Consider the following 22104-nt stretch of genomic DNA (forward strand, 5'->3'; position numbering starts at 1 on the left):
CCTGTGGCCGTGACCAAAATCTGGCCGGTGAGGGGCCGTCTGGATTCCCTCATCCGATACGCCGAAAACGAAGAGAAAACCCGAATGCCGGACCTGACGGGCCTGGCTCCGGCAAAGGATGATCTGGCCGAGGTGCTTCAGTACGCAGCCAATCATTCCAAAACCACACAGGATCGCCAGCTGTTTGTGAGCGGAGTGAACTGCCTGCCCGAGATCGCCCGCCAGCAGATGGAACTGACCAAACGGCAGTTTGGCGACACGGCAGGCATCGTAGCATTCCATGCCTACCAGAGTTTTCCGCCCGGAGAAGTCACCCCGGAAGAATGCCATGCCATCGGGGTGGAGCTGGCCCGCAGGCTCTGGGGCGACCGGTTTCAGGTGCTGGTTGCCACTCACCTGAATACCGATTGCTGCCACAATCATTTCGTGCTGAACTCCGTCTCCTTTGTGGACGGCAAACGATATAACGATTGCCGGAAAACCTATCGGGCGCTGCAAAAGGCATCGGATATGCTCTGCCGGGAGCACGGGCTTTCGGTGGTGGAAGACCCCTCCCGTCACCGCACACCCCGGAATCTTTTTCAGGCGGAAAAGGCGGGCGAACCCACACGCTACAACGTGATGCGGCAGGACATTGACCGGGCAGTCCTTGAATGCAACCATTTCCGGGAGCTGCCCACCCGCCTGAGGAAAATGGGCTATGAGGTGAATTTTAACCCGAACCGCAAGTACGCCACCATCAAAATGCCCGGTGACGCACATGCCGTCCGTTTCAAAACTCTGGGCGAACGGTACACGGAAGAGGCCCTCTTTGACCGCGTCTGCGAAAACACAGTGTATTCTTCCCTCTCTACGCGGCAGGAACGGTACCGCAGATGCTATCCCCCGGTTCATCCCCACGACCGGTGGAAACAGGAGGAGTTCAAAAAGGCCCTGCTCAAAACGCTGGGCATCTACCGCACCTATCTGTACTATTGCTACCTGCTGGGCAGATTGCCCGAGAAGATCCCCAACCATCGCCCGCCCCATCCGGCCATGCGGGAGGACCTGCGCCACTGGGAGCAGATCGAAGCCCAGCTGCATCTGTTGGAGCGATATTCGCTGCAAACCCGGGAGGAAGTGGAGCAATTCATCACGCAGAAAACCGAGGAGCTGCAAACTTTGGAAGCCCGGCGCACCCATTGTCGCAACCGGCTGCGCCGCTGTCACGATCCGGCGGAATGCACCGCCCTACATGCCGAGAAAGACCAGCTCACCGAAAAAATCTGTGCGGTGCGCAAAGAGCTGCGCACCGCACAAAAAATCCCGCCCCGGGCAGACCGGATGCGGGAGAGAATTCGGTTGATGGCGGAGCGAGAACATAGAAATATCAATACCTGCGCGGTATGGCGTTAAAAGTGGGAGAATTGCTGGAGATGAATAATACGGTCAGACAAAAAACAGGTTAACATGCAGATAACTAAATATAATGATATACAAAAGTCCGGAAAATCGAACATATACTATGCTATAATAAATATACAGAAATCGTAGATTGCAGAAGTCAAGTAAACAATAATCGCTCCGATCATTAAGATGCATTATGGCTGTTTTATAGATTTTAAAATTGGAGGGAATAAAAATGGCACTTGTAAATCGTGAAAATCAACTGTTGGCAAATGGATTTTATTATCGTTTGAACGAAAATGGTGAAGCAATCATCTGCGGCGCGGAAGTCTGGCCGGAAGTTCTGATTATTCCGGAAGCGCTGGACGGGCATACCGTTGTAGAAATCGGGGATTACGCATTTGACACCGACAATGCGGCAGACAGCGTATGTTTCTGCAACGGACCGGTCTCCATGGCTCAAATCAGTGCAAACTTTATGGATATTATGGTTGCGGACATGGTGCGTAATCGATTAAAGAAAGTTGTCCTTCCAGAAAGCATCCGGAGAATTGGAAGCTGTTCGTTCTATCAGAACAACGGAATTACAGAAATTAACATTCCTCGCAACGTAAGGGAGATCGGTGCCTTGGCATTTGCAAATGTTTGGGGTGTAAAGCGTTTTGAAATTCCAGTGGGAGCTAACGTGTATAAAGAGTATCCTGATGATGAATGGTGGGATGACCAGGCAGCCTTTGAGGGTTGCGAAGGCGCAGAAATTGTGTTCGTGTAATGGACGTTCGCCGATCAAAGAAAGCGAGGGAGTACAATGGCAGCCACAAAAGAAGGTCTTTCTTATCAATACGTCAATGGAAAATTGATGTTTACAACATGTCCTAAAGAGATTGCAAAGTTGGACCTGTCCGCATCTGTTCCGGAGGGAGATGTGAATGAAATTGAAATTTGCTTTCGCTCAACTGGTGCAGCTGGACGGCGTTTTTTTGCAATCCAAGAGCTAATTTTGCCGGAAACTCTGAAAAAGTTTCCGAATTTTGATATGCCTTTTGAGTCTATCAAACAACTGGTACTTCCGAAATCCTGTAGTAAAATTCCTATTGGAGCATTTAATGGATGGAAGAAGCTGGAGAAAATTCAGCTTCCAGAAAATCTCAAAGAAATTAGCGACCGTTTATTTTATGGCTGTGTTGCTTTAAAAAACGTCGCGCTCCCTCAGAGTGTTTGCAAAATCGGGGAGTCAGCGTTTCGCAACTGTAAAACATTGAGTCACATTATCATTCCAGATGGTGTTCAGGAAATCCGTGAGAGCACGTTTTCCGGTTGCAAGGAACTTGTGGAAATCAAATTTTCAGAGAACCTAAAGCGAATCAAAAAAGATGCATTCAAGGGATGCAAAAAACTTCTGTGTGTGGATCTTCCAACGCAAATCACTTATGACAAGAGCAGTTTTTTTCCTTCGACAAAAATCTTTATAAATGGGATAGAACAAAAACCTCCGGCAGAAGAGTTCTGCATCAAGCTGTCAAATATTACCCTGCGTGACATAGATACAAAAGAAATCCACTCCCGGTTACAGGACGGACAAATCGTGGAAGTGCATAGCATGATCCACCGTTTCACGCCCCGATTGGAAGTAATGACCTTGAAAGGAGAACATATAGGTTTTTTGGCGGCAACTGCCGTACAAAAAGAAGCAAAACTTCGAAAAATTCCGACAGGAGAAGCTTTTCGTGCAAAAATAAAATTCTCATCACTCCGGAAAATAGAGATTGCCTTTACCGAAGATGAGAAACGTTACATAACTCCTTTTCAGGAACATCTGAATCGCTTAAACTGGGTACGTGACCCTCTGGATGAAGCTGCACTGCCACTGAACGGAGCTATTTACACTGCAAATCTGGAAGTAGATGCCTATGCATTCGCCAGTGAGTACGATGCATTAACTCAGCGAGAAGAATATGCAGAAGTATTTTCCGAGAAAGAAGCAGATCTAGTTTATACAGAAAACAATAACTGGAAAACAGCTGGAGACGAAGCGAGTTTCTTTAGTAGTCATGATGTCAGTTTTACTTTATTGGAACATCTCCCTCTGGGAACTGAATTTCAAGTGAAAATTGACACAGTGTATGTGCAGGTAGATAATTTTTCCCGAGCTTACCGACATGCTGGGGGAGCAGAAGATTATGCATACCCGGTTCCAGCATTTGTTCTGTTTTATAAAGGAATTCGGATAGCGAATGTTCCCTTGATGGTTGATAAAGATAAAAAAGAAGATAGCTATCAGGTTTTTCGTTCGTTTTGGGAATGGAGTAAAAAACCAACTTTACAGCCGCGCGCATGGCTTACAGATATCACCAAAGCCAAGGAGTCCTGGCGGTCCGATACCTGCCGAATCTGCATGGGGTTCTTCCCTGGGGAAACGATACCGAATGAAAGGCTCGATTTAAAAGACGCATTGGATTACTATGGTTACTGGGAGGAGGATAAGCGATATTTGCCAGTAACACAACTGATGAGTTTTTTTGACTGGGCAGAAGAACTCAACCTGAGCGAATCGGAGCATAGCGCTGAAAGCAGCGTGTGGCTTAAAAAGGCTGATGAAACAAAGGTGCTTTCCGCTGCTCTGTACATGGATAATTTAGAGTCCCATAATCATACCCCAGAGGCAACTGAGTGGTATAGTCTGAAGCAGTTGGAAGCTGGAGCATTCATCAAAGCGCCAGAACCTCCTGAACCTCCCTATTTTATGCTTGGAACCGGTAGTTCCACATTTGTATTCATTGCAGCAGGTACTCACCTAGTAGAACGCAAGGCAGTCTGCTCGACTATGCGTAGTGGTCAACCGCTCCAGCTGGAACGAGAGCCAGAAAACGCATATGATTCCAATGCACTCGCAATCCAAACGCAAGATCATCAAATGTGTGGATATATTGCTGCAAAACAGGCAAAGTGGATTTCGCCTCTTCTGGATGCTGGGATCATTTCTCTTGGGAAAGTTGCCGTGGAAGAGGTCGGTATATGGGGAAACAGCATTCAACTTGAAATCAACGTTGAAATTCAGTGGGATGAACAAAAATATGTTCTTTTAAGAAAACGTGGAGAATCGGAGATTCCGTTCGTGATACTGGCGAATGCTTCGGATGATACCGATCGAGTTTTCTTGCTTGAGCGATATAAAGAGTTCTCCGGTTGCTGGAAAGAATATGAGAAACTCTGTGATGATCTGTTGGAAGGAATTGAGCAGAGATAATAGGTAGGAACAAGTGAAAACAGCTGGGCATCACATCCAAATATGATGCCCAGCTATTACCTTATTTAGGCAATTTTTTTGGAATCGAAAATAATAAGTTATATATATTTGTGTTCAACAGACGGATAAAAGCAGAGATAGCCCAACACATTGTTGAAAAGTCTAAACAATATTAAACTAGACAAGGTACCGATGATTTTAACTTGTGTTTTGAAGCTGTCGGTGAAAGCAAAGCAACTAAAGTCGAACTTGTTGTTTTACTAGTAAGAGTTTCGGTGTAGTGATAAGGAAGATGAGCAATAGCTTTTATTATACTAGCTATCAGAAATGATGCATATACGAACTTGAGTAGAAGATTGGATTCCGAAAATTTGGATTGAAAAACTCAAGGATTAATTGAAAATAAAAAGTGCATATGGTATGCTATTCTAGTAATATTACCTTGAATGGTCATTTTTTGAGAGCGCGGTGAAGACTATGACTGTAAATTATAATAAACTTTGGAAGTTGCTGATTGATAAGAATATGATTAAAAAGGATCTACGAGAAATGGCGGGTTTGTCAACAAACGTAATTGCAAAGATGGGAAAAGGGGGGGATGTGTCAACAGAAGTGTTGCGAAAGATATGTATGGCTTTGGATTGCAAAATTGAAGAAATAGTAGAAATAGTTCCAGACGAAGAGAGTAAAGACTGAATTTTGAATAAATTATGATATATACTTTTATATGAAAAATGGAAAGGGGGGGACATAAATGTGGTGCAGAGATTGTGCTATAGAAACCAATGAAAAAAATTGTCCTATTTGTGGGCGCACAACGGAGGAGGATACTCCTATTGAGATTATGTGGTGCTCTAACTGTAGAGTTCCGATTATTCGAACTGTAAATGATCCGGCAAAATGTGAATGCCCATTGTGTTCGAAGCAGGCTCACTATTTATCTGCTGATCTGCGTCCGGTGTTTCCTGAAGAGCGTTTGTTACTTGAATTTCTTCTTGATAAGAATGCAAATGAGTTTATTGATAAATCAGTTTGGGCATCTAATGGCAGGTACTATATCGATGGAATGTCTGTTACATTGGCGAGCTCTGTTTTCCAAAAGGCAGATACAGATCTGCTTATTCAGAAATTAGAGAAGCATACAGCTCAAAATTCTTATGAAAGTTTTAATAAACATATATCGCATTTTGTTGAAGCTAATAGAGAGCGGCTGCACTTTTTAAAAGATGAAGCGTTTAGTTTTGTTAGACGTGCTGCAGAAAAATTTGATGAAGAAAAAATTGTTATATCCTTCTCTGGGGGGAAAGATTCTACGGCAACAGCCGATGTAGTAGTGAAGGCGCTCAGCAATCCTAATTTAGTACATATTTTTGGAGATACAACACTAGAATTTCCCTCTACTATAGAATACGCGAACCGTTTTAGAGTAAATCATCCTCAAGCAATTTTTGAGATTGCAAAGAATGATGAACAGGTTTTCTATGATGTGTGTGAGGATATTGGACCACCCGCCAGAATGATGCGATGGTGCTGCTCCATGTTCAAAACAGGTCCGATCACTAGAGTTATTAATGGTTTTTATCGTAACCAACAAATTCTCACTTTCTATGGGATTAGAAAATCTGAATCTGTAAGTAGAAGTAAGTATAATCGAATTGAGGATAATGCAGCGACTGTTAAAATTCAACAACAGACAGTTGCTTCTCCTATTTTCTTCTGGAAAGATATTGACGTGTGGCTGTACATTTTCGCAGAAGAAGTTGATTTTAATGATGCATACCGTTTAGGTTATGATCGTGTTGGATGCTGGTGCTGCCCCAATAATAACCAGAGAGCTCAGTTTCTATCAAGAATATATATGCCGGAGCAATCCAAAAGATGGAGATCTTTTTTGATAAAATTTGCAGAAAAGATCGGAAAACCTGATCCAGAGGTATATGTTGACTCAGGAAAATGGAAAGCACGCCAAGGAGGAAATGGCCTTGCTTCTGCTGGTGATGTAAAGATTCGATTTACAAATTGTACTGCTGAAGAACATGCAAAAATTTATAGACTTGTAAGGGCTTTTGATGAAGAACTTATAGGTATGTTCGTACCGTTTGGACGGATTGCTCCTGAACTAGGAAAAAAACTTCTTAAAGAAGTTATTGTTCTAGATAATAGATCAAATGTCCCAATATTGTCGATTCAACCTTTCAGCCAGGACGGGTATGAGTTTGCAGTTAAGGTCAAGACGATGAATGTGGCAGATCATGAGGAACTTCAAAGGATGGTTTCTTATCAGATTCGCAAGTTTAATGCATGTCGGAAATGCTTGAAGTGTGAATCAATTTGCCGCGCTGGCGCAATCGCAATTGTTGGTGATAGATATTATATTGATTCTAACAAATGTGTGCATTGCAAAATGTGTATGACAGCAAAATATTTAGACGGCGGATGCATGATGGATAAGTATCTGCGTACCAAATAGCGGAGGGCTTGAAAATGGCAATGAAATTTCGCGCACATGATACATTTTTCATTCGAAAAGGCTGGTTAAGCAAAGGCATGCGAAATGTCATTGCGAATCAAGATGTATTTGTAACTAAAGATAAAGATCGAAATCCGATGGATGTTTTAGGGATTGGAGCTAATATGGTTAAAGCTCTTCGTTATTGGCTGCAAGCGGTCGGACTAACAGAGGAAAGATCTAAAGGACAGCGCGTTCAAGTTCTTACGCCTTTGGGTGAATTAATTTATGAACATGATCCATACATTGAGGAATTAGGAACACTATGGTTACTGCAATATCAGCTTGCAAAGAATAAGAATGAGGCTACGGCATGGTACTTCTTCTTCAATGAATTTAACATGAGTGAATTCACAAGAGAGGATTTTGTTAAGGCGTTGCAAAACTATATCGTTATGTCACAGGAACAAGCTGCAATCCGTTCTCTCAATGACGATTTTTCTTGTATTATTAATACATATATTTCAAGAGGAAAGATATCCACAGTGAGAGTATCACCGGAAAACAATATTGATTGTCCATTTGGCGAGCTTGGACTTATCGATATCCTGAGCAAAAAGAGCAATGATACGACTTATAAAAAGAGTATCCCAACAGCAGATACCATCGATCCTTGGGTTGCTTTAGCGGTTATTTATGATCAAGCAGGATTTAACACCGAAATCAGCTTAAATACATTACTATCTAGCCCGTGCAATATCGGTAAGGTTTTTAACTTGGATTCAATAACTATGATTGAGTTACTGCACCGTGCAGAAAGAACAGGTGTGTTAAAAATTGTACGAACGGCTGGCCTGGATTATATAAAACTTGAACCAGGCTATGACTTTTTCACTTGTATACAAAAATATTACAATGAGATCATTCAGTAGGAGTAAGACATGAGCAAAATGATTTCTGTTGCATCAGGATTTCAGTATTCGGTTAATATCGGTTATGACCTGAACAACGAGACAAAAATAAAAAACTTTATACCAACGACATCTGCAATGAATCTGCTTGAGGATGTTTTACTTAGTACTCAGGTTTCTTCTACTGAAAGAGCACGGGTGTTAATTGGTGCATATGGAAAGGGAAAGTCACATATTATGTTGACGATTCTTTCTATTTTGATGAAAAAGGATTTTTCGTTATTTGAAAGAACGCTGTCAAAATTAGCTGGCACAAAATTACAGAAACTTATTGAGAATTACTACGATAGTGATAATAAAATTCTTCCGGTTGTAATAACTGGAAGTAATACGAGCTTAAATCAAGCGTTTTTGCTCGCGTTACAGCGCACGCTTGCTAGCAACGGCTATCTTGATATTATGCCTGAAACTAACTATAAAGCTGCGGTTTTCATGATTGACAGATGGAAAAACGAATTTCCCGAAACCTACAATAAATTCTGCGAGCGAATTTCGAAGCCAATTAATACTTTTACTGAGGAACTATGTGCGTTTAACGTAAACGCGTATGAGGAGTTTGAAGCTATTTATCCGGATCTTACAGCTGGTAGTATATTCAATCCATTTTTGGGATTTGACGTAGTAGAACTTTATGAAAATGTGGCAAAGGGATTGCGGAAGAAAGGCTACACCGGAATATTTGTTGTATATGACGAGTTTAGCAAGTATCTTGAAGCTAATATTGCCACTGCGTCTGTAAGTGACACAAAAATGTTACAAGATTTTGCAGAGAAATGCAATAGAAGCGGTGCTACACAGATGCACATAATGCTGATTTCGCACAAAGAAATTGCAAACTATATTGACGTACTACCAAAGCAAAAAGTCGATGGATGGCGCGGCGTTTCTGAGCGTTTCTTGCATATTCGATTGAGTAATAATTTCACTCAGACATATGAGATTATTGCATCCGTTATTCAAAAAAACGCATTAATGTGGAAAGAATTTACAGAAAAAAATCGTCAACGTTTTGTGGCACTTCAAGAAAGATATTGCGTCCACCCTATTTTTGGAGGAATGTCTGAGGCGGAAATTAAAAAGAATATTGAAGATTGTTATCCTCTTCATCCAGTTTCAATGTTTATCTTACCACGTTTATCAGAGCGTGTAGCACAAAACGAACGAACGCTGTTTACTTTTTTGTCGGCTAATGGAGTCTCAACACTTCCGGCGTATCTTGAATCTTATGATGACCTGGAGTTTTTATTAATTACCCCGGATCAAATCTATGATTATTTTGAGCCGCTGTTAAAGAAAGAAATTTATTCTGGTTCTCTTCATGAAATTTATGTTTTGACAGAAGTTATTCTTAGTCAGTTAGAGAACAGAAGTCTTGAAAGTAAGATTGTTAAGACTATATCACTAATTTATGTTCTTGAACAATTCGAAAAGCTTCGCCCAACAAAAGAAGAGTTGTATGGAGTGTTTTCTGTTTCATATTCTCATGAACAGATTGAATCTGCAATTGAATCATTAATTAAAAATGATTATGTGGTTTACCTGAAGAGGAGCAATAATTATCTTCAACTCAAACAATCCTCGGGCATTGATATTCAGCAAAAGATATCCAATTTTGTGGAAGCGAAACGGCGCACAATCTCTATTGAAGATGCACTGAATGATGTGAATTTGGAAAGTTATCTGTATCCCTCCAGATATAATGATGCTCATGAGATGGTTCGATATTTTGACTTCACTTTTATTACAGAAGATGCGATTTTCAAACCGCAACGATTAAAGGAAATTATAGACAAGACTACAGCTGATGGCGTGGTCTTTGGAGTGTTACGCCATAATATGGAATCTTTTTCAAGCGTAAAAAAAGTCCTTATGGAGATATCTGCCAATATGGAACGGGCAGTGTTTGTTCTGCCCAAAACATACAAGGATATTGAGCCTGCTGTTCGAGAGTTTAATGCGGTCACTGAACTAAGGGAAGAAGCAATCGATGATAAGGTGCTTTTTAATGAATATGAAGTTATCTATGAAGATTTGAGAGATTTGATAGGGGACTTTATTTCGTCCTATACACATCCGGAACTATATGAGGCTTGCTATATTTGTTGTGGATCTGAACAGATAATAAATAGAAAAGCAGCATTGACGGGATTGCTTTCTGCTATTTGTGATAAATGTTATGCGAGAACTCCTGTTGTTAACAATGAGGCTCTAAATAGAAATGAAGCGACCTCGATGGCTCGAAATAGTAGGAATAAGATTGTGGCTGCGCTTCTTCGGACTGAACTTGAACCAAATCTTGGATTAATAGGAACGGGTCAGGATGTTTCTATTATGCGAAGCACATTAGTTCGTACAGGGGTGCTTGAAAATGTAAGCAGTAATATTACTGTGAACTTAAACCCTCAAGGTAATCCGAATATGGCGTATATGTTGGACGAGATAAAGAATTTTATCTCGAGTACAAGAATAAATGGTAGTCAGCCTTTCAATTTGCTATATGAACGCCTATGTACTGCTCAAAGTGGTATTGGGCTCAGAAGAGAATTGGTACCGATTTATCTCGCAGCTGTATTGCATGAATTTAAGCAACAGGTTGTCATTGAAAATCGGTTTGGACAGGTTCCTATCAATGCGGATGTATTACTTCAAATAAATGTGCATCCAGAAAACTTTAATATCAAGTATTTAAACTGGACATCAGAAAAAGGTGACTATATCCTGAGATTAGAAAGCATCTTTTTGGATAAAATTGTCACTAGTGAGAAAAGTAGCAACCTTTATGACTATATTATTTCTGCGATGAAACGATGGTATGTTTCTTTACCAAAATATGTTAAGGAAATGAAGAGCGCTCCAAATGGAAAAGAAATTGACCGAGGATATGTAGGGTTCATTCAACTTTTACGGCAGAATCCATCAGGCTATGAGTTTTTATTTGAGCAGATACCACAAGCGTTCGGATATACGAGTTTTGTCGAAGGGGTTGCGGATAATATTCGAGCGGCGAAAGAGTTTTATGATAATGCTCTTTCGGATTTGCGAGACATTTTGATACTTAGAGTAAAAAAGCTGTTTGCTGGTGAACATAAGAACAGAGCGGTAAACCAGATGTCGCTTTCATCGGTTATCAAAGATTGGTGCGAATCGCTGGATCAAAATGTTTTTGAGCAATTGTTTGTGGATGGAACAGACAGATGTCTGGGACTCCTAAAAACGGCGTCTAATGATGAGAGGGCTTTTATTGCAAGACTCGCTAAAATAACAACCGATCTCCGTATGGAGGATTGGAATGATTATACCCTCGAAAAGTGCCTTATAAATCTTGAACGTTACAAAGAAACTGCTGAAGGATTTCGCAAAGAGCCAGATGCGGTTGATTCTAGTCAAAAGTTAATTCAGGCAGATTCCTACCAAATTTCTTTTGTGTTAGATAACGGTGAATTTGAGATTAAACGATTTGATCGAGTTATGACAAGCAATAGAGGTAAGCTGCTTTATAACAAAATTGTTTCTGACATCGAATCATTTGGCCAGGCGATAACTGAGTCCGAGAAGCGACAAATACTTATGGATGTACTTAAGAAGCTCTGTTAGGAGGGATGATATGGCATACTTTGATAATGCGTCAACAACTTTCCCAAAGCCAGAAATTGTTTATTCTGAAATGGATCGTTTTTACCGTTCTAATGGTGCGAGTATTGGAAGAGGTGGTTATAAAAAAGCTGTCTCAGCTTATCAAATGATTGCAGATACTCGCAAAAGAATTCAAAGATTGCTAAAGTGCCCTGCAAAACAGGTGGTTTTTACTCCTACTGCAACTATTGCACTGAACATAATTTTGCAAGGCTTGATGACTAATGAGAAGCAGACGGTTTATATTACTCCGCTTGAGCATAATGCAGTTACTAGAACATTGCATTTTCTTATGCAGGCTGGAAAAATAAATATCAAGAAGCTTGAACTGGATAGTAATCTTCGCTACGATATGCCTGCAATCGAAAATCAATTTAAAAAGTGTCATCCTGACATTTTAATTATGAGTCATGCTAGTAATGTGTGTGGCCTTATTGCACCTGTTGAGGAGTTATCGATTATGGGTAAACGTTACGGGGCTACTGTGATTATAGATATGGCTCAAACTGCTGGTTTAGTTTCTTGCAATACGGGTCTGGAAACAATTGATTTTGCAGTATTTGCTGGACATAAAACGATGTACGGACCAACAGGGGTTTCAGGATTTGTAATGAACCCAAGTGTACAGCTCAAACCAGTCATTTTCGGGGGAACTGGTTTTGAATCTGCGAATCAAGACATGCCTACAGCTATTCCGGAACGTTTTGAAATGGGAACACTGAATTCGGTTGGAATCGCTGGACTAAATGCAGCGCTTCGTTGGATAGATGAAATTGGAATAGAAAAGATTCGTGAAGTTGAAAAAAAGAATCGAAAAAAATTAATTGAGATATTATCGAGATATGAGTTCATTCATATTGTTGGAGAGAAACAAGGGAATGAGTATGTTGGGGTGGTATCTGTATTAATTGACGATATCAGTAGTGACAGTTGTGCTAGTGTTTTTGATCGTCTAGGTATTTCCGTAAGAACAGGTTTACAGTGTGCGCCATTGGCGCATATGTTTTTAGGTACCTATCCAGCAGGAACGGTTAGATTTAGTGTAGGTTACTTTACATCTCATAAAGATTATGTCGAGCTCGAACAAGCTCTTGACTATATTGCGGAAAATATTTGAAAGGAGGAACTGTCGTGAGTTTACCAGATGTCGGCGTCAAAAACGAATACAGGTCACTTATTGATAATGTCGTAACAGATTTCTATATCCCGGTATTACAAGAATCTGTGCTTTATCAAAGAGCGGTAGGTTTTTTCTCCTCATCCGCACTTGTTGCGATATCAAAAGGTGTTGAAGGACTTATTGGAAATGGCGGAAAAATTCAAGTAATTGCTTCGCCTAAGTTATCACAAGAAGATATTGATGAAATTAGTAAAGGATATGAAATTCGAAAAATATTAGAACGAGCATTACTTCGCGGCATTGAGTCTCCTTTATCCTTGACAGAGTCAAAGAGATTGTCATATATTGCGGCACTGATCGCAGAGGGTATTTTAGACATAAAAATAGCTTTTGTTTCGTCAAAAAATGAAATTGCTATGTACCACGAAAAAATGGGCCTTATGAGTGATAGCGAGGGGAATACTCTTGCGTTTTCAGGTTCTATGAATGAAAGCGAGAATGCATTCTCTTCCAACTATGAATCATTTGATGTTTTCTGTTCTTGGACAAATGATAGAGAACGTGTTTTTCAGAAGCAAATGGCTTTTCAGGCAATTTGGAATGATTATGAACCTGGAATCGAGACGATAGATTTTCCTAAAGCAGTAAGGGATCGAATATATGCGTTTAATGATACTCTACGTCTGCATTCAGCTGCTGCTAAACCAGAGGTTGAGGACCAGTTGATAGGGGAAATGTTTTTGCCAAAAGATTTTACAATCAGACCATATCAGGAGACTGCAATACAAAACTGGAGAGCGAACGGATATTGTGGGATTTACGATATGGCAACTGGTACCGGAAAAACACTTACGGCATTAGCGAGTATCGAACAATTGTTCCAAGATAATAATAAAAGATTAGGTATAATTATTATCTGCCCGTATCAACATTTAGTTGAACAATGGGTTGAAGATATTGTTCGATTTGGAATTAAGCCAATTATTGGTTATTCTAGTTCTCCTCAAAAAAAATGGAAGAAAAATCTTGAACAGGCGGTGCGTTCGTTTAATCTGAATGTATCAAATTTCTTTTGTCTTATAACTACAAATGCGTCGTTTGCGACTAAAAGTGTTCAGGAACAAGTAAAACTCCTTTCTAATGATGTGGTTTTTGTTGTAGATGAAGCTCATAATATGGGGGCGACAAACTACAGAAGATACTTACCAGAGAATATTAGATTTAGATTGGGGCTATCAGCAACGATTGATAGACATAATGATGAAGCGGGCACTGCGGCGTTGTCAGAATATTTTGGTGAAAAATGTATTAGTTACTCTTTGCGGGATGCTATTGATAACGGAATGCTTACCAGATATTACTACTATCCAGTATTAACATATCTAGATCAAGATGAATTATCAGAATATCTTATGTTCACTGGTCAATTGGCAAAGGCAATACATAAAAAGAATGGTAAAATAATTTTGACAGAGTATGCCAAGCAGCTTCTGATTAAACGATCTAAAATAATTGCGGGAGCGAAAGATAAGCTCTCTAAATTGGAAGAGCGAGTCATTCCATTTGTCAATGATAAACATATTCTTGTGTATTGTGGAGCTACGACTGTACGAGATGAAGACGATGATTTTGGTAAAAGACAAATAGATCTCGTGGCAGAATTATTGGGGAATACTCTTCAGATGAGGGTAGGGCGTTTCACATCACAAGAGTCAGCTCAAGAACGCGCACAAATTCGTGCAGCATTTTCAGAAGGAGAAACACTCCAAGCGCTAGTGGCAATTAAATGTCTTGATGAAGGAGTTAATATTCCTAGTATAAAGACTGCATTTATCCTTGCGAGCAGTACAAATCCAAAAGAATATATCCAAAGGAGAGGTAGAGTGTTACGAAAATTTCCGGGGAAAAACTATGCAGTGATTTATGATTTCGTAACTTTGCCGTTTCCGTATGAATCGGTCTCCTCTCAAAGCAATGCTGTTATTGAGTCAACAAAAGGACTTGTTAAAAGAGAGCTTATACGGATGATGGATTTTGCAGATATTGCAGAAAATCCGTCTGTTACCTTTGATTTATTGTATGAGCTTAAGCATGGCTTTAATATATCAGAAAAAGAACTATTGGGTGAGGAGGATAATGGAAATGTTATCTGATGAAATTAAAAAAGTATCCATTAGTGATCAGAAATTATCGCAAATGAAACGATTGATTATCTCGGCTGAACGTCAAAATCTTAAAACTGGTGAATATGCCACACAGGATATGGTTAAAGCGATTCGTAAAATTATAGAAAAGAATGCTGATTAAGGAAGTGTTATCAACATGTTGATCGAAAGCATTACGCTACATAATTTTCGGCAATTTAAAGGAAAGCAACGACTGGAGTTTTCCAATGACCCCCAGAAGAATGTTACTGTTTTGCTTGGCGATAATACCTTTGGAAAAACTACTATTCTGCAAGCTTTTAACTGGTGTTTGTATGGTGTTGCCGATTTCCCAAAAGATAGCAACCCAGATTTCTTATTAAATCTCGAAATTGCAAATGAGTTTGCAGGTGTTCAGCAAAAAAGTGAAGTGTATGTTGAATTGATGCTCATCCACAAAGATATGGAATATATTATTCTTCGAAAACAACCATATGTAGATCGTGGATATGGAAATTGGACGGCATTACAGCCTCAGATTAATGTTTCCTACAAAGAAAATGGAATTACGAAGCCGGTTCGAGAAGGAGAAGAGCAGCGGATTATTAACAGCATACTTCCACAATCTCTATCAGGATATTTTTTCTTTGACACAGAACGCGTGTCTGATATTAGTTCTAGAAAGGATTTGTCAGATGCAGTTCGTGGCCTTCTAGGACTTGCGGCAGTCGGTAATGCAAGGAAGCATTTGGGGGCACGTACATTAAAGGCAACAGCGATTGGACAGTGGAGTGCATCGTTGGATTCATCTGGGGATGAACGTGCGAAGAGAGCCCAAGAAACTATTGCACATGAAACTGAACGAATGGAAGCTCTTGAAAATGAGATAAAAAGAGCCGAAAAGGAACTGGTTTCGCTGAACGCCCAAAAAGAACGAATTGCCGAGATTCTTCGAGATAATCAAAATACTGCTGAGCTGCAACGAAAGAAGCAAGCGATAGAAAGCAACCTTGAAAGTGAACGAATTGAGTTGGAAAAGTGCAATAAGCTGTTTTTAGGATACTTTAGTAATTCAGCAATTACATATTTTATGCTTCCGCTGATGGACCAAGCAGAGAATTGCCTTGTTAATGCGAATGTAGATGATCGCGGTATTCGTGATATGACCGAATCGTCAATTCGTGATATTATTAAGCGGGGACGGTGCATTTGCGGTGCAAAAATTGAAGTAGGTGACGATGGACAAACCGGTAATAGCGCTTACCTCCATATCCTTGAAGAACTTCGCTTTTTACCGCCTGCACATATTGGTACGGCGATACAGAATTTCAAACAGTTAGTTTCAACCGACCGAAGAAACATAGCTTTGTTTTATCCAATGATAGAGCAAAAATATAAAGATATCCAAAGACACCGTGATACGATTGCTTCTCTCGAAGATGAAATTACACATATTGACAAAAGTATCTTTGGAAAAGAAAACATGGGAAGCTATGAAGCTGACATGAACCGTATAAAAGACAACATTAAGCGAATGACCGAAAAAAAGGCTAAATGCGATAGAGATATTGGGGCTTGCCAAAGCGCTATCGAGTCGGCACAAAAGGTGTACGATAGTCTGGTTTCTACTTCTGAGAGGAACCAAAAGCTCATTACTTATATTGCCTATGCAGAACAGATTTGTAACTGGATTGACGAAACCTATGCTGAAAAAGAACAAGAAATGCGAGTTCGTTTGCAAGAACGTGTTAATGACATTTTTGGTAAAATGTATCACGGTCAACGTAAGGTTCAGATTGATAAGCAGTATCATGTAACACTATTTGCACAGCTGAATGGAAAAGAAATTATTACAGGTGAATCAGAAGGCTTGAAGCGTGTTAAAAATTTTGCCTTTATTGCCGGGTTAGTAGATTTGGCAAAAGAAAAGGCTACCATGGGACGCAACACCTCCGATTCAATTACGTGGGATAATGAAGCGTATCCTCTGGTTATGGATGCTCCATTCTCAAACGCAGATGAAACACATATCAAGAATATTTCTGCGGTACTTCCTGAGGTAGCAAATCAGGTTATTATGTTTGTTATGGAGAAAGACTGGCAGTATGCTGAGCCAGTAATAGCTGGAAGAGTAGGGAAATATTGTAAACTCAATAAACGATCGGAATCACATACACAGATTATAGAGTGAGGTGATAAGTAATGTTTGAAGGAGATTACACAATTTATGGCAAACATGCCACCTACATTAAATATCTCGTAAATGATGTTAAAGCGTTTCAACGATATATAGATGTTTATATGGCTGGTGCGGCTTTGGGAGCCTTGTATGAAAGGCAAGCAAAACAATCAGATTCAACAGATAGAGCAAGAATTTATTCGGATGCATTTAATACTGAACACGTGAAGTGTAATGAGCTTTTTAAAACTATAATTTTAGCAGATACTAGCAAATCATGGACGCCAGAAGACCGTGTAAATATCTGTTTTCGTTATAGAGACAAACTGGACGAGACGGCAGTACCTCCAGTTACTCAAACGGAAGTTGATACGATGCAAGAAGCGTTTGCTCTCTTTAATGCATATGCATTGGGGGGCATAGAGATTTTGTATGATAGTTTTTCTAGTAGTGTAACTATAAGTGCTGATGAAACTGTTGATTACGCATATAAAGCCATTTTTGACCAGAGATCTCTTATTGAGAGCCGAGATGGCAGTGAAAGTGATGATCAACTATTTCGTCCTGAGTATTAAATAATAGACGGTGATAAAAATGGCTGAAACACCCATTGAACAATTACAGTTATCTGTTCGCGCAAGAAATGTATTGCGTAGAATGGGAATTTACTCCGTCGAGGAATTGCTTTCGACTCCAATTGAAAACATTGCACAACAAAGGAATGCAGGACAAAAAACAATTGATGAAATACGATGTGCGATTGCACATAAAGACATTATTGTTGAGGACGTTGTTGTTAGTGAGGAGTCATCGAATTATCGCTTGCCTGAAAACAATATCTCTATGTCGTTTTCAGACGAGCAATTGTACGAAATGTCTAAGCACTCCATAACAGAACTTGGGCTTTCGACACGTCCCTATAATATACTTTATCGTGAGGGTTATTCAACAATTGAGGATGTGGCTCAACTATCGGAAGCGGATTTTGGAAAGATAAAAAAACTTGGTAGGAAGTCTGCTGTTGAAATCCAAGAATCTATTGATTCTTGGATTCGAGAAAATCTTGTGTTTAGAAATGATATTCCACGGGACGATATTGATTCAAATATCAAAGCAATTCTCCAAAAGCTAACAATGGATCTCGAGCCTATTGTGCGTATATATTGGAGAAGACTAGCTGAGTATATGAAGTCAGCGGATTTAGACGAACAGATTTTAACTAATGATTATGATGAGGCCTTAAAGGAGATTCTTCTCCTTCCACAGTTTCGAAAGGAAATTACAAATTTCTGGGAGTCAATATCGAACCAAGGAGTCATCACCGAAGTGATGATGGTTACTGCGCTGAATGATCTTAAACTTGGTTTTCAGCCGAGCATTCTGCTTAATGCTGCACTTGAAAGTAAAATTATTACTCGTTACAAAGATGTTTTTATGCTTTCCCGAGACACAGTGTTTGAGCTGTTTAATAAAGAGTGTGATCCTAATGATAGGGCATTTCAAATCCTTCAATTAAGAGTTGCGGGAGAAACGTTTCAAGATATTGGAAGCGTGTATAGTCTAACCCGTGAACGAGTAAGGCAAATATGTATTAGAGCAGTATGTAAATTGCCCCTGCTTTTTGAAGATTATTTCCATGAACCATATACATATTTCCATCTCTCTAAAACGGAATTCTGTAGAGCTTTCCCACAAATGACGGAAGAAGGTTATGAGTTTTTATCAATTCGATATATACGAGGTAAAGTTGAATTAACAAGTGAGTCTTTAAATAAGTATACGGGATTATGGAAAGAACAGCTCGATGAATATTTATGTGAAAAGAAAGAAGGCAATGAGAGACGAAAAATAACGAAAACCGAAATGGTAATGAGAGTATTAATTAGTAACGCTGATAATCCTCTTAGCCTTGATGAGTTTGCAGATGAGTATTATAACTATATTGAAAGAAAAGATTATCCTATAAATCGTTTGAAAATAAATTTACGAAGTGTAGGGAATTATCTAAGAAATTCAAAAGGCATAGTATTTAATAAGAATAATAAAGTTAGATTTTGCGATGCAGATCCGCATGTTATATGGACGGAGATAGACTTTAACCAATATAAGAATACTGTCATTTCGTCTGAATTAATTTTTCGCGATTATCAAGATATAATGGAAGAACTAGATATTCGCGATGGCTATGAATTGTTTTATGTGATTAAATCATCGCTTCACATGTGGGGAGAAGAGCAGTTTACGATTCGGTGTCGAAGAGTGCCGATAATTGTGATGGGGGATGCTTCTGAAGAGATGCAGGCCATAAGACTCTTAAAGGAGCTATCACCTGTTACATATTTGGACTACTTTGAGGCCTATGAAGAGAGATACGGCGTAAGAGCTCAGGGAAATTCTGTTATTGCAGATGCGGTTGGTGCATATTATGTCGACGGCAAGTATGTTATAGATGCACCTATTGTAAACGAAAACGATGTTCAATCAGTTTGTGAAGCGTTGCAGAAAAAACCATTGTGGTTTATTGAGGATATTGAGAATCTATTTGCAAGAGTTTGTAAGTATACAACACATGATGCAATTAATGCAGTTGCATTTCGGAGGATGGGTTATATTCTTAACACATCATATGCATATGATGCTTCATATGGAACGGCGCTTAATTTATTTGATAGAATAGTGTTTTCACAGGACATTGTGGATCTCAGCCTTCTTGATCGGCGTATACTCAATCTTGGAATGTTTGCTGCAGCTCTTGATAAAAACAAAAAGTCATTAGAGTATATAGAGACTGCCCCGAAAATTTTGATGTCAAAAGCAAAGGTTTATGAAGTATATGGGCTGAGTGTAAATGAGATTAGAGAAATTCAGGGAATGGTTTCTCTTTTTAAAGATAAGCCATTTTTCAACGGCCGAAGCATCTGGAGTGAGATTGAAAACCTTTCGATTATTCAGAAGTTGCAAGGAAACGACTGGATGTTGACGTGCATAATGAGGCAACAGGAAGCAGTAGGTTCCCTTTCTGTGGCAGGGGGAATCATTCTCTCTTTAGAGAATACTTTGTTGAAGATAAGTCAAATTTGCGAATGGATATCCTCTGTGTATGGTGTTATGACTGTTAAAAGTCTGGAAAAAAAGTTTAATGAGATTTTTGGCACTAGAATTCGAGCAGATAAGATTGCAGAAAAACTCAGAACAAGTGGTTCATGGGATAAAGTGGTAACTGATTCTATGGATGAATATATCGATAATTTGGTTGATGAGGGGATTTCTAGCATGGAGGTTGATGATTTCTTTCAAGAAGAATTTTTCTAACTCATTTAGGACATAGTTAAAAACATACAACATAGAAGAAACTGGAATTTGACAAACATCGATGTAAAGATGAAAGGCGATGATATAACTTCAATTTCCATCATAACTAATTATAGAAAAATATCGACTGTTTTAAAATGCATCCCAAAAAGTGGACACGCAAATAGTAGGAATGAGACTTGAAACACGAGTCCGTTACGAAGCATTCGAGGTGGACAGGCGAACTGAAACATACCTCCGGATTCTAACATCTCTTTTGGATTTGCTGTATTTTGGGTTGTATCTTCTGCAAATTCGGCGTATACTGATATTAACTAGTATCAATTTATATCAGTTTTGGAGGGGCTTTCGATGGATGCTTCCTTGTTTGCGAAAATGCTTTCAGACAAAAGCATAACCGATCTAAAAAAACTGGGCTACAAATATCCTAAAGCGGATCTTCAGGAGTTTGTGGCACTTCTAAAGGAGAATTTCTATCATGAGTTGCCGCTGAATGATTTCGACGGAGAACGTATTGTTTTTTTGGAAAGCGTCACCCAAGTCTCCTTGTCCGCGGTGCGCATTCTGCTGACACCACAGCGCAGCGACCAGTTGTTTGGAGCAAAAGCAATGGAGGATGAAATCCTTTCCACTTTCCGGATTGAACAAATCAATACTACGCGCGACAGTGTACGGCGAGTTCTGGCGGGGCACTCCCCTCGCAATGAAGACGAGCACCGCGTTTATGGGATGAAACGCGGCTTGGAATTTATTGCAGATCCATCGCACACGATCACCGAGGGAAATCTGTATCGGTTGTATCAGATGACGATTGGAGAGTTTTTGCCGGAAGAAGATCAGCTTCTTCCAGGAAACAGATACCGGCACGATGCGGTGTATGTGGTAGGGGCCAAAGTAGAACACACTGGTTTGCCGTGCTCCAAACTGCCGGAGTACATGACGGCGCTGATCAAGTTTGCCCAGGAGGATTCCGAAACGAATGCCCTGCTAAAGGCGGCGATTCTTCATTTCTATCTGGCATATCTTCATCCCTATTTTGATGGAAACGGACGGATGGCCCGGCTTTTACACCTGTGGTATCTAGTACAGCAGGGATATTCGTCTGCATTGTTTGTGCCCCTTTCCCGTTATGTGGAGGAAAGCCGCAATCGCTACTACAATGCATTTTCTCTGGTGGAGCGAAATCAGGAAATCAGTGGTATTGTGGATCTGACCCCTTTTCTTACCTATTTCATTGAACAGGTGTATCGTCCGCTTGGCGAAAACAAGATGGGTGGTCATGCAATGGATTCCTTCAAAGAGGCTTTAGCGCAAGGGAAAATCACGGAAAAAGAAGCAGCTCTGTGGCAGTTTGTCTTTTCCTGCTATGGGGATGAAGAATTCTCTACCAAACAGCTGGAAAAGGATTTCGGCAATGCTGCCTATGCCACCATCCGTGGTTTTGTACTGAAGTTTGAATCTCTGGGGATGTTGGCTTCCACACGATACGGAAACCGAGTGAAATACCGAGTGATATAGTAGCCGAACCCTCAACACTCTGCTCATAGGAAACCTGCTCCGCCTTTTATTGAACTGCTACCCGTCAAGAGGACAGTGAAAAAATATAAAGTTTTCCCGGCCAGCAGCCAGTAGGTTGCTGGCCACTTTTTATGCAGCGAAAAAC

14 protein-coding genes are annotated in these 22104 nt (G+C 40.0%); all 14 read left to right on the plus strand.

The genetic code is table 11. The annotated features are described in order from the left end of the window. Nucleotides 1-3: 3 nt before the first annotated feature. Nucleotides 4-1395 carry a relaxase/mobilization nuclease domain-containing protein gene (locus EDD77_RS08015; protein WP_058963336.1) on the plus strand — a complete coding sequence of 464 codons (1392 nt, stop codon included), beginning with the start codon at nt 4-6 and terminating at the stop codon, nt 1393-1395. A gap of 226 nt (nt 1396-1621) precedes the next feature. Continuing rightward, complete coding sequence (locus EDD77_RS08020) at nt 1622-2158, plus strand: leucine-rich repeat protein (protein WP_058963335.1); 537 nt, start codon at nt 1622-1624, stop codon at nt 2156-2158. Nucleotides 2159-2194: 36 nt separating this feature from the next. Then, nucleotides 2195-4633 carry a leucine-rich repeat protein gene (locus tag EDD77_RS08025; protein ID WP_082669518.1) on the plus strand — a complete coding sequence of 813 codons (2439 nt, stop codon included), beginning with the start codon at nt 2195-2197 and terminating at the stop codon, nt 4631-4633. Nucleotides 4634-5110: 477 nt separating this feature from the next. After that, complete coding sequence (locus tag EDD77_RS08030; RefSeq protein WP_058963333.1) at nt 5111-5329, plus strand: helix-turn-helix domain-containing protein; 219 nt, start codon at nt 5111-5113, stop codon at nt 5327-5329. A 58-nt stretch (nt 5330-5387) separates the two neighbouring features. After that, the gene (locus EDD77_RS08035; protein WP_058963332.1) at nt 5388-7103 is read left to right on the plus strand and encodes a phosphoadenosine phosphosulfate reductase domain-containing protein; all 1716 of its coding nucleotides are present in this window, start codon (nt 5388-5390) and stop codon (nt 7101-7103) included. Nucleotides 7104-7117: 14 nt separating this feature from the next. Continuing rightward, on the plus strand, nt 7118-8014 hold the full coding sequence (locus tag EDD77_RS08040) for a DUF4007 family protein (RefSeq protein ID WP_132587364.1): 897 nt from the start codon (nt 7118-7120) through the stop codon (nt 8012-8014). Nucleotides 8015-8023: 9 nt separating this feature from the next. Next, entirely contained in the window at nt 8024-11647 is a 3624-nt protein-coding gene (locus tag EDD77_RS08045; protein ID WP_058963331.1) for a hypothetical protein, read from the plus strand. Between the two features lie 10 nt (nt 11648-11657). Beyond that, nucleotides 11658-12803 carry an aminotransferase class V-fold PLP-dependent enzyme gene (locus EDD77_RS08050; protein WP_058963330.1) on the plus strand — a complete coding sequence of 382 codons (1146 nt, stop codon included), beginning with the start codon at nt 11658-11660 and terminating at the stop codon, nt 12801-12803. A gap of 14 nt (nt 12804-12817) precedes the next feature. Then, nucleotides 12818-14959 (plus strand): DEAD/DEAH box helicase family protein, encoded by a 2142-nt coding sequence (locus EDD77_RS08055; protein ID WP_058963329.1) that lies wholly within the window; start codon nt 12818-12820, stop codon nt 14957-14959. Continuing rightward, nucleotides 14949-15113, plus strand: coding sequence for a hypothetical protein (locus EDD77_RS18045; RefSeq protein WP_156417369.1), 165 nt, complete (start codon nt 14949-14951; stop codon nt 15111-15113). The genes EDD77_RS08055 and EDD77_RS18045 overlap by 11 nt, the downstream gene beginning before the upstream one ends. Before the next feature lie 15 nt (nt 15114-15128). Continuing rightward, the gene (locus tag EDD77_RS08060; protein ID WP_058963328.1) at nt 15129-17141 is read left to right on the plus strand and encodes an AAA family ATPase; all 2013 of its coding nucleotides are present in this window, start codon (nt 15129-15131) and stop codon (nt 17139-17141) included. Between the two features lie 11 nt (nt 17142-17152). Further along, nucleotides 17153-17704: a hypothetical protein gene (locus EDD77_RS08065; protein WP_058963327.1), complete on the plus strand. Its 552-nt coding sequence runs from the start codon at nt 17153-17155 to the stop codon at nt 17702-17704. 19 nt (nt 17705-17723) lie between these two features. Beyond that, nucleotides 17724-20441, plus strand: a complete 2718-nt coding sequence (locus tag EDD77_RS08070; protein ID WP_077138495.1) for a DNA-directed RNA polymerase subunit alpha C-terminal domain-containing protein — start codon at nt 17724-17726, stop codon at nt 20439-20441. A gap of 351 nt (nt 20442-20792) precedes the next feature. Further along, nucleotides 20793-21959, plus strand: a complete 1167-nt coding sequence (locus EDD77_RS08075; protein ID WP_058963325.1) for a Fic family protein — start codon at nt 20793-20795, stop codon at nt 21957-21959. The last annotated feature ends 145 nt before the right edge of the window (nt 21960-22104 follow it).

It is taken from the genome of Allofournierella massiliensis, assembly GCF_004345265.1.
GTDB lineage: Bacteria > Bacillota > Clostridia > Oscillospirales > Ruminococcaceae > Allofournierella > Allofournierella massiliensis.

Bases quoted from the DNA above. Each gene is read 5' to 3' on its own strand.
- EDD77_RS08020 (WP_058963335.1), top strand. From the start codon at position 1,622: ATGGCACTTGTAAATCGTGAAAATCAACTGTTGGCAAATGGATTTTAT.
- EDD77_RS08025 (WP_082669518.1), top strand. From the start codon at position 2,195: ATGGCAGCCACAAAAGAAGGTCTTTCTTATCAATACGTCAATGGAAAA.
- EDD77_RS08030 (WP_058963333.1), top strand. From the start codon at position 5,111: ATGACTGTAAATTATAATAAACTTTGGAAGTTGCTGATTGATAAGAAT.
- EDD77_RS08035 (WP_058963332.1), top strand. From the start codon at position 5,388: ATGTGGTGCAGAGATTGTGCTATAGAAACCAATGAAAAAAATTGTCCT.
- EDD77_RS08040 (WP_132587364.1), top strand. From the start codon at position 7,118: ATGGCAATGAAATTTCGCGCACATGATACATTTTTCATTCGAAAAGGC.
- EDD77_RS08045 (WP_058963331.1), top strand. From the start codon at position 8,024: ATGAGCAAAATGATTTCTGTTGCATCAGGATTTCAGTATTCGGTTAAT.
- EDD77_RS08050 (WP_058963330.1), top strand. From the start codon at position 11,658: ATGGCATACTTTGATAATGCGTCAACAACTTTCCCAAAGCCAGAAATT.
- EDD77_RS18045 (WP_156417369.1), top strand. From the start codon at position 14,949: ATGTTATCTGATGAAATTAAAAAAGTATCCATTAGTGATCAGAAATTA.
- EDD77_RS08060 (WP_058963328.1), top strand. From the start codon at position 15,129: ATGTTGATCGAAAGCATTACGCTACATAATTTTCGGCAATTTAAAGGA.
- EDD77_RS08065 (WP_058963327.1), top strand. From the start codon at position 17,153: ATGTTTGAAGGAGATTACACAATTTATGGCAAACATGCCACCTACATT.
- EDD77_RS08070 (WP_077138495.1), top strand. From the start codon at position 17,724: ATGGCTGAAACACCCATTGAACAATTACAGTTATCTGTTCGCGCAAGA.
- EDD77_RS08075 (WP_058963325.1), top strand. From the start codon at position 20,793: ATGGATGCTTCCTTGTTTGCGAAAATGCTTTCAGACAAAAGCATAACC.